Source organism: Peribacillus frigoritolerans, from assembly GCF_001636405.1.
GTDB classification, from domain to species: Bacteria; Bacillota; Bacilli; order Bacillales; family DSM-1321; genus Peribacillus; species Peribacillus frigoritolerans.
Genome location: NZ_KV440950.1, coordinates 1,397,082 through 1,409,618, shown reverse-complemented (window position 1 = coordinate 1,409,618; position 12,537 = coordinate 1,397,082). Strand labels below are relative to the sequence as shown.

General features: G+C 34.3%; 10 protein-coding genes. 2 read left to right on the top strand and 8 right to left on the bottom strand.

The genetic code is table 11. From position 1 onward, the window contains the following. Positions 1-10: 10 nt before the first annotated feature. From A6755_RS06950 to A6755_RS06920, 7 genes are all read right to left on the bottom strand, one after another. Positions 11-1,693 carry a hypothetical protein gene (locus A6755_RS06950; RefSeq protein ID WP_063590224.1) on the bottom strand — a complete coding sequence of 561 codons (1,683 nt, stop codon included), beginning with the start codon at positions 1,691-1,693 and terminating at the stop codon, positions 11-13. A 761-nt stretch (positions 1,694-2,454) separates the two neighbouring features. Continuing rightward, positions 2,455-3,009, bottom strand: a complete 555-nt coding sequence (locus A6755_RS06945; RefSeq protein WP_063590223.1) for a hypothetical protein — start codon at positions 3,007-3,009, stop codon at positions 2,455-2,457. A gap of 442 nt (positions 3,010-3,451) precedes the next feature. Beyond that, a complete protein-coding gene (locus A6755_RS06940; RefSeq protein ID WP_063590222.1) occupies positions 3,452-4,231 on the bottom strand; it encodes an SDR family NAD(P)-dependent oxidoreductase in 780 nt (259 codons plus the stop codon). A 62-nt stretch (positions 4,232-4,293) separates the two neighbouring features. After that, complete coding sequence (locus A6755_RS06935; protein ID WP_063590221.1) at positions 4,294-5,583, bottom strand: MFS transporter; 1,290 nt, start codon at positions 5,581-5,583, stop codon at positions 4,294-4,296. Between the two features lie 214 nt (positions 5,584-5,797). Then, entirely contained in the window at positions 5,798-6,874 is a 1,077-nt protein-coding gene (locus A6755_RS06930; RefSeq protein ID WP_063590220.1) for an MDR/zinc-dependent alcohol dehydrogenase-like family protein, read from the bottom strand. Positions 6,875-6,957: 83 nt separating this feature from the next. Next, on the bottom strand, positions 6,958-8,409 hold the full coding sequence (gene aldA / locus A6755_RS06925) for an aldehyde dehydrogenase (RefSeq protein WP_063590219.1): 1,452 nt from the start codon (positions 8,407-8,409) through the stop codon (positions 6,958-6,960). 149 nt (positions 8,410-8,558) lie between these two features. Beyond that, positions 8,559-9,257 (bottom strand): class II aldolase/adducin family protein, encoded by a 699-nt coding sequence (locus A6755_RS06920; protein WP_063590218.1) that lies wholly within the window; start codon positions 9,255-9,257, stop codon positions 8,559-8,561. Between the two features lie 166 nt (positions 9,258-9,423). On the opposite strand from A6755_RS06920, the gene A6755_RS06915 reads away from it, so the two are divergent. Then, entirely contained in the window at positions 9,424-10,842 is a 1,419-nt protein-coding gene (locus A6755_RS06915; protein ID WP_063590217.1) for a rhamnulokinase, read from the top strand. A 20-nt stretch (positions 10,843-10,862) separates the two neighbouring features. Next, positions 10,863-11,618 (top strand): DeoR/GlpR family DNA-binding transcription regulator, encoded by a 756-nt coding sequence (locus A6755_RS06910; protein WP_063590216.1) that lies wholly within the window; start codon positions 10,863-10,865, stop codon positions 11,616-11,618. Positions 11,619-12,042: 424 nt separating this feature from the next. Here the strand turns inward: A6755_RS06910 and A6755_RS06905 are convergent, their stop codons facing one another. Then, a complete protein-coding gene (locus tag A6755_RS06905) occupies positions 12,043-12,477 on the bottom strand; it encodes an SMI1/KNR4 family protein (protein WP_063592473.1) in 435 nt (144 codons plus the stop codon). Between the last annotated feature and the right edge of the window lie 60 nt (positions 12,478-12,537).

Here is a 12,537-nt window from a genome sequence, read left to right as displayed (position 1 = left end):
TTATCGCCCCCTATGGGATTAAAATTTCATCCTCTATATACATTCCTTTGTCATTATCATATCTAAGAATACTCAAGTAATCTGGATCTGGTTCAGAAAATTTTATCAACTCATTTTTAAATGTATCCAGCAAAATTTCTACATCTTCTCTTAATAGATTATGAGTATTTCCTGAATTTAACCTCATTAAATACTCAAATAAATGTAAGTCCATTGGTATTAAAATTTCATCTACTGACAAAAAAAACTTAGAAGCCCTATGATCCATTTCAAGGCGAGCATTTTCAGGTAATATTTTTAAGTTTCTCATTTTATATGTCCCATGAATCATTAAGTTATCATTTGTAGCTAATAGGTCGCTTGAAGGATCCACCAACTTTTTAGAAAATGCTCTATTAAGTCCTGTTATAAGGGCTTTTTTTATCTTTCCCTGTTTATGGGCATTATCAAATAACTCTCCAAAATCTGTTATATAATCAAAAGGTATAAGACTTTTTCTATTAAACAGACTTTCCTCAGGAAACTCGAAGTAGAATTTTCTTCTTAATTTATTTATCCACTCATCGACAAAATTATCATTGCTTTCTTTGTTATGGTTCCTATAGATATCTAATTTTTTTATAAAATAACCTAACTTTAAGTCAAGGTCGGCGTTAAAAATTTCTCTATGAATTTCTTCAAGCTTTTTATTACTGCTTAAATCTCCATTTACGATAAAATCATCAATATTTGAAATAGAGTAATTACCGGGGTCCACTTCTCTAAAAGCTTTCAATGCTCTCATTTCCGAAAAAGCTTCTGCTTCTATTCCATGACCATAAAAATTCTCATAAAAAGGTCTATCCATTTGCTTTGCCAATTCACCATGCCTTGCATTCTGAATATCTGAACAATCGAAACCACCGGTTAGAACATAACTTATGTGGATAAGCAATTCCCTCATTGTAATATGAGTACCTAGATAATCTAGCAATCTATATTGTTCTACTAATCTATCTTTTACCTGCTCTTTAGATGTCTTTTCATGATTGAATTGTATAATGCAAGTTTTTTTTCTAGTACAACTACTACATAGCTCCCAATTAGATTCTTTATTCCATTCTTCGAGGACTTTATCTACATATAATGAAGAAGTAACATCTAATAGATTAAAAATACTAAATTGTTGAGTGTTATTTGTATAAGTCTTCAGTCTCTCCCTGACACTTTCTTTCAAGTAATTCATCTGGGAGTTTTGAGATAAAAATTTTGTTAACTTTCCCTCATTTGCTGCAATTAAATAATAAATTTTTTCTTGATGATTATTTTGTATATAGCTCTGTAATTTTGATAATTCATTTTCAATAACCTCTTCCTTAAGCTCAGATAAATCCTTTACAAATCGAATAATACCTTTATCAAACTTAAGGTCAATAATCCCTTCGTCAGGCCAGTCATTCAATTCAGAAGTGCTAAAATTATTGTAAATAGAACGACAAAGTCTCGTTTTTCCATCTCCGGCATTCCCAGTTAAAATTACACTATGAGGCTCATTTTTAAATATAGAGATTAAATGAGACTCAATTTTAGTTTCTATGGTAAAAGAAAAATTATTCCCGTTGGCTTCATAAGTATACTCATCGTATATTTTTGAATGATTAGGTGACAAAACGTTAAATTGGTTAAGATAGTCCACGAAAGGATTCGACGACATTTTTTCCTAACATCCCCTTTTTTCTATAAATAGATACTTTAAACGTAAATAAAAAATACAGGTATTTTCACTGTTTATTAAAACCATATAAATGGTTAATACTTATAATAATTTGAGTCAAATAATTAAATTTCTTCAACGAACTCTATAGGCTACTTAAGCTTTTCCTTGCAGATCTACTTGTAACCTACCCTTTTCTGCTTTTGATACCGTTTTGCTTAAAACTGTAATTATAACCACTTATTATATCATCAGGTATCATTTTACTATCTCATAGTGTTAATATTATACAACTATCCATCTACTTTGTAAGCAATTTGATCTATTTTAAGGAAATTATAATAATTAAATAGGATAAAACAATTGTATAAAACTGAATTACATCTTTAGAAATAATTAGATGTTAAACTTATTTTTAAAAATGAAGTTTACAGCCAGAATAGAATCGTTTTCACGTACTTTTCTCCAAATCTTTTTTATATATGCTACCTTGGTCACAGTTAGATTTCCATACACTAAAAAAAGGGCATAATCCCCTTAACAATATCCGGGATAACGAACACACATAAAAAGTGTCCTTTATCCTGTTTTTTTATATTCTATAGGTGTAATGAGTATGGACTGAGGGTCCAAGGTCTACCATTACTATTCCAATCGCTGCTTTTACTTTTAGTTCTTCTGCTACGTTTATTTTGAGGGGCTTTTGCATTACCTAATTTCTAGCTGGATTTACCTGCTTGCCCCCTTTTAGTAACATATCCCTACAATAGACCATCTATTATCTGTTTTAATTCTTCATATGTACTTGGGTGAGCTATTTTTTTTAGTGAATTTAAAGATATTGTTTTTTGATTAGGAAAATATATATCTAAGTCTTTAGTTAATGCAACGTAAAAATCCCATTGTTTCATATTTAATGGTTCAATTATTTCATGATTTTTTTCTTTTAGTAAACAAAATACATATATATCAGCATTCCGTTTTACGGTCGGGTTATATTTATTTGTTGTATAATCATATTCTTTTTTTGCCCCAATACTAAAACTGATGTTTGAATATTTTTCTTTATGCCATGCTTGGATATACGCAGAAGATTTGACCTCAATTTTCATGCCTTTATAAACTAAATCATATGAATCCCATTCAACTCGTAATTGATTTAAACAGCCAAGAGCAGTTCCGATTAAAAACTCAGCAAAAATTCCCCTTAGGTTGTTTGTTAGAATATTTGAAAATCCCCATTTCCAGAAATCTAAAATAGTATGGTCTGTTCCTAATATTGGAGTTTCTGATTTAAGATGTTTATCATTATTCATTTATAACCACATCCTTTTATGCACATTTCGACAAGCTACCAGCTTCCCCTAATACCTTTTATCTTCCCAAATAATTTCCATATAAACCTGGAGGCATTTCCGTTGGATGAATCTGCTTTGGTTTCCTTTTGCTCTTATAAGAGTGTTCTTAGAAATAACAAAATCAAAAACCAAGTGTATAACTGTGTCTATACACTTAATAAAGAATTTGATGTTTACAAAGCAAGGAGAAAAGAAATAATGCAGCCCTCGTCAATAAGGATCCGTCCGTATAAGTGTATTTACGGATATAGCCTTACCTGCATATTCTTGATTGATTTAAACGGCATGAAATTATACATATAATAAAAAAAAGACAGTTTCTCCTAAATAGAAAAACCTGTCCCTAATAGTAGCCCAATAGATTATGATTGAAACATTAACTTTTTTCTTTATTTTCTTATTACAATGCTGTGTATCCACCATCAACTGTAAATACACTACCTGTAACAAAAGAAGAAGCTTCTGAAGCTAAATATAAAGCAATTCCCCCTAATTCTTCCGGGGTTCCCGGTCTCCCCATTGGAGTAAGATTCATCCAAGCTTCAACCATTTCACCGCCTCTTTCAAAATATGGTTTTGTTAGTTCTGTTTTCATGTATCCTGGTGCAATTGTATTCACTTTAATATTGTGTTGAGCCCATTCCATAGCTAAACTCTTCGTAAGCATGATAACGCCGGCTTTTGAAGTGTTATAGGAAGATTGGCATTGCGGCGTATTGGCAATTATTCCAGACATAGAAGATATATTCACTATAGAGCCTTTCTTTTGTTCAATCATTACTTTGCCAACAGCTTTGGATACTAAAAAAACTCCATTCAAGTTAATATTTATTACTTTGTTCCAATCCTCAAATGACATATTTTCAGCTTTTTCATGTACCGTGATTCCTGCATTATTAAACAACACATCAATTTTCCCGAAGTGGTCCATCACCTTCGTTACCATATCGTTTACTTGATCTTCCTTTGTTACATCCATCCTTATTGCAATGGCTTCCATTCCTTCGTTACGTTTGAATTCTTCAGCTGTTTTTTTAGATTCCTCAAGATTTAGATCAGCAATGACAATATGGGAACCAGCCTGTGCCAAAGCTTCAGCCATAGCTTTCCCTAACCCCATAGCCCCACCTGTTACAATGGATACCTTATCCTTAAGACTAAATTTATTTAAAATAGTCATTTTCACACTCCTCTAAACCGTCTTTTTGTTAACGCTTTCATAATTAGGGGGAAATGCTCATTTTATTTTGCAATTTCCATTGAATGATTTTCATCTATAAATTTGTTCATTGGTTGATTTACTTTCATAAAATAGGTTAATATAAAACCGAAAATATACAAAATAGTAAATGCCCAAATAGTGCCTTCCACACCTGCAATTGGCACAATCGCTGTTGCTAGGGCAGGTCCAACAAAATTACTCAAACCTGCAGATAAATTGTGCATAGATACAGCTGCACCTTTATGGTTTGGTTCAAGCGTTGGAAAAATAGCAGACATTGGAACGAAAGCAGCAATTGCAAATCCAAAGAAAATAGCTACAAATAATCCTACCCACATATTTGGCCCAATAGACATTGGCAAATAATAAAATAGTAATGTTGCTATAGCCATACCTATGCATCCAAACCATCTTACCTGTCTAACCCAACCAATTCTATCTCCTAGAAGTCCCCACATAAGGTTTGTGAAAATAGTGGTAGCATATACTGCTCCCCATATACGTAACCATTCTGACATTGTAAATCCAATTTGATCAATAAATACAATTGGTAGAATGACTACAAATCCGAATAGTGAAATTTGATTAATGATTCGCACAACTGAAGCAATGGCAATTTGCGGGTTTTCATATGCGATTGTAATTGCCCTTAACACTTCACGAAATTTGCTATTTTCAACATTCGTTTCTTTTTTATAACTATCGAAGTTGTCTTTTATTAAAAACATTGCCATAAAGCCGCCTATTGCAATAAAGACTATTGCCATCCATAAAGTACCCATAACGCCTATAGCTGGGATTGAAAAACTCGGTAGATAAGTTCCAAAGACCCCCATTCCAACAGAATACATGCACCAAAACCATCCCATCGCAGAAGCTAACTTTTGTTTTGGAGCTGCGTATGCAATCCAAACCACAAATCCGTAAATAAACATTGGATATGCAATTCCTCGTATACCATACATAGTGATCATCATAGCAAAATTTTCCTGTTCAAGACCTAGAGTTAGAAAACCTATATGAAAAACAATCCAAAGTATAAATCCAAAAATCATTGTACGTCGCGGTCCTACTAATTCTGCCAACACTCCTGAAAGCCAAGATGCTATGGCAACAGTGAAACCATATACTGAAAATACCAATGAAGCTTGTTGTGTAGAAAAACCTAAATCTACTATATACTTAGATAAAAATGCTTGCTCGATTCCATCACCTGTCATAAAGAAAGCAATAGCAATATATCCCCAAACTAAAGCTATTGGTAGACCAAAGATTTGCTTTGATTGAGAAGTAGATAAACTTCCAGCCATAGTTTTTCCCTCCTAAGGTACTTTTTTATTATGATTATAATTGGCATTTTTTTCATAGAGAGTGTTTTACTAAAAAAACTCAGAAATATGGGGTTCCAGGTCGTTATCTCGGATAATATTCACATTACAATTTCAGGCGTGATTTCATATATCACATGACAAGTTGTGCGCTCAAAATAGAATTACATATTAATAGAGGAACCCCTTTATTCTTCTATGGAATTAAAATAACCTTCAAAGAATCAACCCCTTTTTTTACCATTTTGAACCCCTTCTCAAACTCCTCTAGAGGAAGCTTATGTGTAACTACCCCCTCAGTAGGAATTGATCCAGAAGCTATACCGTTAATTACATTCGGATAGCAGTAAGGTCCTAAGTGGGCACCCAAAATATCAAGTTCTTTTCGATCGCCTATAATACTCCAATCGACAGTTACAGGACTGGAAAATACACTAAATTCAACAAAGCGCCCGAGCTTACGGATTGCATGTAAACCTTGGATAACACTTGCTGGCGCACCACTTGCTTCAATATATACATCGCATCCGTAACCCTCTGTCATATTTTTGATTTCTGCCACCACATCTACCTTTGATGGATTGAGAACGATATCAGCTCCAAATCGTTTGGCAAGTTCTAAACGATCATCACGCATATCTATAGCAACTAGTGTACCAGGTCCTCTCAATTTCGCAGTTGCAACCATCCCTAATCCGAGCGTTCCTGCACCCGAGATAACAACAAAGTCTCCTAATTGTATATTCGCTCGATTTACTGCATGCATGGAACAAGCATATGGTTCAATTAATATAGCTTTTTCAATCGGCAGGTCATGGGGAACTTTATGATTTATAGAATTTACCGGGAACTTCATATATTCAGACATGCCGCCGTTTACATTGGTCTGAAATCCATAAATATCGTGCTTTTCACACATCCAGTATTGTCCATGCTTACAAAATCGACATGTATTACAAGGTACAATCTGTTCTGAAATGAGACGGTCATCAATAGAAAACTCTGTCACACCTTCACCTACCTCGACAACAGTACCAACAAATTCATGACCAGGAATGACAGGGGTTTTTACATAACTAGGTTGACCATCCTCTCCCCCCCAAAACATCGGTGCGCCATCCCATGCTTTTACATCACCAGCACAAATACCACAGGCTTCTACCTTAATAAGAATCTCTCCCGCTTCAGGGGAAGGTGTATCTACAGTTTCAAGTTTGTATTCACCAGGTCCATAACATATAACCGCTTTCATTTTCTCAGGTACATTGGACATAATAATTCTCCCTTCTCTTTATCCTCATTTTCGAAAATATTATCTAAAAAGTCTTATCCATATAAAACTCTTAAATTAGGGTTTTAACGATTATATTGAAGATATACAACATGGGTTTGCAAATACTCATCTAACCCATGCTTTCCGTCTGCACCGCCGATACCTGACTTTTTCCAACCCGCGTGAAAACCTTGTATTGCCTCAAAATTTTCACGATTGACATACGTTTCTCCAAACTGCAATTCATTACTTGCACGCATTGTAACATCTAAATTTTGTGTGAAAATGGAGGACGTCAATCCGTATTCGCAATCATTTGCTAATTCTAGTGCTTCATCTAAATCCTTAAAGATTGCAATAGGCAGTACTGGACCAAAGATTTCCTGATGCATAATGTCCATCTCATTATTTACATTTACAAGTATAGTTGGTTCATAAAAATAGCCTTTTTCTCTAGTTGAACGCTTACCGCCTATCAGCACTTTAGCACCATTGGATACTGCTTCTTGAACCATTTTTTCTACTGATTCTAGGGCTTCCATGCTAACAAGAGGTCCCATATCAAGATTATCATCGACCAAAGGATTCCCGTATTTCGTTTGTTTCATTACTTTTACTACTTTTTCAATAAATTCGTCAGCTACTTTCTCATGCACGTAAACACGCTCTGTACAATTACATACTTGCCCGGTATTAATCACACGAGAAGCGACTATTGAACGTACCGCCAAATCTATATCTGCATCATCCATAACAATAGCCGGTGCTTTTCCACCTAATTCCAAGGACACTTTCGTGATGTTTTCCGCTGCTGAACGCATAACAGAAACTCCAGCATCATAACTTCCTGTCAAGCTGACCATCCCTACCTTTGGATTCCCTGATAACTCTTGACCAAGCGTCCTTCCACTGCCAGTAACAATGTTAATAACCCCTTTAGGCAATCCCACTTTTTCAATGATCTTTGCAAATTCTATAGCGTTGTTAGGGGATACATCACTTGGCTTCAAGACGATGGTGTTACCCGTAATCAAAGCAGGAGCGGCTTTACGAGCAATTAAGAAGAACGGGAAATTCCAAGGCAGAATGCCGGCAATAACTCCAATTGGTACTTTATGAACGAAAATATGTTCATTTGGACGATCACTTTGGACGATTTCTCCTTCATAACGTCTTGCCCACTCAGCCATATAATCAATGTAGTCTGCTGTAAAGTGTACTTCCGTTTCAGCAAGGGAGAGGGTTTTCCCCATTTCCTCTGAAATTGTACGTGATAAGACATCCACACTTTCACGAATCTCCTTAGAAATAGCACGTAAATACTGCCCTCTTTCGATTGCTGGAAGCTTCGCCCATTCCTTTTGTGCTTGTTCCGCTGAATCGATCGCTCGACGGACATCTTCAATGGTTCCTTTTGGAACTTCTGATATTACTTCTTCTGTTGCCGGATTCACAACTTGTGTTGTTTCCTTCGAGCTAGATTCAACAAACTCTCCACCAATGAACATTTTGTACTTCTTTGTAGTCGTCTGCATTTAGATACATCCCCTTACTTAAAGAATAGTGATTTAATTGAGCTAGCGAATTAATAGAAATATTTAAAAATGAATAAAGCATAAGTTCCGACTTGTACCATGTCTTTTCTAAGCTAATAAAATTAACCCTCCCCATTATTAACAGTCAATCATTTTTGGAATGACTTTAAGCTAGGGAAACGACCAGGAACTTTGAATTTTTCTTCTCGTAATTGAACTAATGTGCTCACTTGTTCATCCGTCAACTCTTTTGGCTCTCCGATTGCAGAGGTTAAAAAAAGAAGTTTCGCATAGAATTCCATCGATTCCATCTTAAAGTAGGCGTTCATTAAATCAATCCCGCACGTCAATGCCCCATGATTGGCTAATAAAATAGCATCATGATCTTGAAGGTAAGGAACAATAGAGTTAGGCAGCTCTTCAGTGGAAGGTGTCCCATATTCCGCTACAGGTACTTCTCCCAAGAAGATAGTTGATTCTGGCATGATTTGCTTGTTAAGTGGCTTACCGCAAATAGCATAAGCCGTAGCATGTAAAGGATGACCGTGAACAACCGCTTTTACATCTGGACGTTCTTGATATACACGTAAATGCATTTTAATTTCTGAGGATGGGCTCGTGTTTTGAGCATTTTCCTCTATTACTTCTCCTTTACCATTAATCTTGCAAATCATATCCGGAGTCATAAATCCCTTTGATACTCCTGTAGGAGTGCAAAGTAACGAATCTTCTGAAATTTTAACTGAAATGTTTCCATCATTCGCTGCACCCATGTCTTTCATATACATTCTCTTACCAATGTCACATATTTGTTCTTTAAGTTTTTGTTCTTGTTGAGCTCTACTCATTTTAAATCCCCTTATCATATTTATTTCTTAGGTTAATTTTATGCTTAGGTTTTTTTGTTGTCAACACAAAACAAAATTTATATTATTTTTTTATGTTGTTTTATGTTGTTTTTAATAATAAAATTTAGAGTAGAATAAATTGAATAGTGGGATGGTGAGATTTTTTATGAATACATCTAAAAAATGCCTAGCTTTTGATTTTGGAGCATCGAGCGGAAGATTAATTGCAGGTATTTATGATGGGGAAAAAGTCGTATTAGAAGAGATATACCGGTTTAATAATGAACCAATACGAATAAAAAATCATGTACATTGGAATCTCAAAAGTTTTTATAATCACATATTAAATGGGTTGGCAACTGCTTCGTCAATTATAGGGGAATTTGATAGTATTGGAATTGATACATGGGGAGTTGATTATTGTCTTTTAGACAAAGAAGAAAAGCCTTTACACTGGCCTTTTCAATATCGAGATACTAGAACAAAAGGAATCTCAGATGAAATCCCTATTCCTTTTGAAGATTTCTATTCTAAAACAGGTATACAATTCTTGTCATTTAATACGGTTTATCAATTATTTACTGATTTTAAAACCAATCCGGAGTTGTATAAGAAAGCTGAATATTTATTATTCATGCCAGATTTGTTTAATCATTTTTTAACAGGAAACATGAAAACGGAATATACAATTGCTTCCACTAGTCAACTATTGAATGTATACAGCAAACAATGGGATTTTGACTTAATCAATCAATTGGAATTTCCTAAAAAGATATTTCAGGAAATTATTTCCCCTGGAGAAATTCATGGATATTTACTTGATAAGCATACAAAACAATTAGGCATTAAATCCGTTCCAATTATTTCAGTAGGCAGCCATGATACTGCCAGCGCTGTAGCTGGAATACCATTAGAACACGAAGATAGTGCATATTTAATTTGTGGGACATGGTCTTTATTAGGACTTGAAAGACAAGACCCCATTATTAACGAAAAATCTCTAATTCAGTCGTTTACTAATGAAGGTGGTATTTCTAACACAATAAGATTCCTTAAAAATATTAATGGTATGTTTTTATTGCAGCAATTAAGAAAAAATTATAATCAAATTTATAATAAAAACATTGATTTTCCTGATATCATTAAAGCTGCCAAGTTAACCGACGAAAAGTTCTATATTAATCCAAATCATCCCTCATTCTTATCACCGGATAACATTATTGAAGCTATCAGATCTTATTGCATTTCCACAAAACAGGGGGAACCTAATAATCTAGGGGAGTGGGCATTGGCCATCTATAATGGCTTAACAAGGGAATTCAAGGAACAGTTGCTTAACCTTGAAAAGATTACGGGTAATAAAATAAGTCAGATACATATGGTTGGAGGCGGTATTCAAGACGAATTATTATGCCAACTGACTGCAAATGCAACTAATAAGAAGGTAGTGGCAGGTCCTTTAGAATCTAGTGTTATGGGAAATATAATGGTACAACTGTATGCATTAGGAGAGTTCTCAACTCTTTCAGAAACAAGACAGGTTATAAAGAAGTCTGTATCGCAGAAAGTGTACGAACCAAAATAATAAGAAAAAAGGGGATCATTATGTTACCGAAAGAAAGATTACAAAAGATAGTTGATATAATTCAAACCGAAAAGAAAGTCTATGTGTCAGAACTCAGTCAAAAGTTTGAGGTCACTGAAGAAACAATTCGAAGAGATCTCGAGAAATTAGATAAAGAAGGGATTGTAACAAGAACTTATGGTGGAGCTATAATTAACCGTTACAACAATGAAGATTTACCATTTAGCACAAGAACTTCACTTAATATAGAATTAAAACAATCGATTGTTTCAAAAATCCACCATTTGATAAAAGATGGTGACAAACTGATGGTTGATCCTAGTTCTACAACTTTCGAATTGGTCAAAACATTATATGAAAAGCAAAACTTAACGCTAATTACAAATTCAGTAAAGATATTAAATGAGTTAGGCGACTCTCATCATCAAATCATTTCAACCGGGGGAGATTTGCGAAGAAAATCTCTTTCCTTGATTGGACCCGTAGCTCAAGCAACTGTTAATAGATATAACGCAGACGTAAATATATTTAGCTGCAAGGGGATATCGCTTGAAAAAGGCGTTACGGAATCTAATGAGCCTGAGGCAGAATTAAAAAAGGTTATGCTAAAAAATTCAAGAACAAACATCTTGCTTGTAGATCACACTAAGTTTGATAAGGTAGCGTTTGTAAAACTATTTGAAATTAGTAACATAAACGTATTAGTAACAGATCAAAAACCCTCAAACGAGTGGATAGAGAAACTGCAATCCCATAATGTAAAGTTAATTTACTGAGTGTAATAAAAGTATCAAATTGTCTTCAATAAAAAAAATACCTTTATCCTTAGAAATAACTTAAAGGTATTTCACTAATTCCCAATGATTTTTATGAATTCTTAAAGCGTCTTGATGGACAATCGGAAGCTTCCCTCCGAATCATAGCTACTATTTTATTTCTTTATTTTCAAGATTTATCAATGGGTGATTTTGAGTTAAAAATGGGACGTCTACCCCACCCCTTTATTTACCATATTTCTATAGAAAAAACCTACGAAAAAGCCCTTTTTAATTCTATGAGGGCTTTTTTATATCCATAAATGTGTACTTTATGGACATAAAACAAGTCGAACAGGTGTACATCAAGGTCAACATTTATTAATTATATAAATATATACTTTCTAGTTTTTTCTCGCCAAAGCATGATAAATACCCTCAGCTTTTACCAATCTTCTTTTGCCCATTCAAGGCGTTCGATTAAATAGTCTAAAAAATTAACGGCAAGCGTTCGACCATAGCCTTCCTGATTATCCCACATAATGACCGGGCATTCTCCATCTTTCATTTTATTAGTATCGAGACAATAGGCAAATTCATCAATATCTTCTATAACCACAAGTCCATCGATTAAACCATAATACTTTTGATGATCTTTGGTAGCAGTCACTACTGATGCACCTACTAAATCATATCCAATTATATCAATACCAAAACTTCCACCTGAGCCATAGTTTTTTAAGAACCATTTGTAGCTTTCCGGTAATGCGACTTGTAATTTATTTCCAGTTTCTTCAACTTTGTCTTCACTTACCCCTCCCGTAAAATCATCAACTTTGCCATAGTTTTTAATGAATTCCTGTAAAGCTGAATATTTCACCAAAATCACCTACTAATCTTGATTTAAAAACTCCTATTAATTAAGGGTATCCCCACGAAA

What these genes read in the sequence shown, in the direction of transcription:
- A6755_RS06950 (WP_063590224.1), bottom strand. Translation starts at nt 1,693, where the DNA reads ATGTCGTCGAATCCTTTCGTGGACTATCTTAACCAATTTAACGTTTTG.
- A6755_RS06945 (WP_063590223.1), bottom strand. Translation starts at nt 3,009, where the DNA reads ATGAATAATGATAAACATCTTAAATCAGAAACTCCAATATTAGGAACA.
- A6755_RS06940 (WP_063590222.1), bottom strand. Translation starts at nt 4,231, where the DNA reads ATGACTATTTTAAATAAATTTAGTCTTAAGGATAAGGTATCCATTGTA.
- A6755_RS06935 (WP_063590221.1), bottom strand. Translation starts at nt 5,583, where the DNA reads ATGGCTGGAAGTTTATCTACTTCTCAATCAAAGCAAATCTTTGGTCTA.
- A6755_RS06930 (WP_063590220.1), bottom strand. Translation starts at nt 6,874, where the DNA reads ATGTCCAATGTACCTGAGAAAATGAAAGCGGTTATATGTTATGGACCT.
- aldA (WP_063590219.1), bottom strand. Translation starts at nt 8,409, where the DNA reads ATGCAGACGACTACAAAGAAGTACAAAATGTTCATTGGTGGAGAGTTT.
- A6755_RS06920 (WP_063590218.1), bottom strand. Translation starts at nt 9,257, where the DNA reads ATGAGTAGAGCTCAACAAGAACAAAAACTTAAAGAACAAATATGTGAC.
- A6755_RS06915 (WP_063590217.1), top strand. Translation starts at nt 9,424, where the DNA reads ATGAATACATCTAAAAAATGCCTAGCTTTTGATTTTGGAGCATCGAGC.
- A6755_RS06910 (WP_063590216.1), top strand. Translation starts at nt 10,863, where the DNA reads ATGTTACCGAAAGAAAGATTACAAAAGATAGTTGATATAATTCAAACC.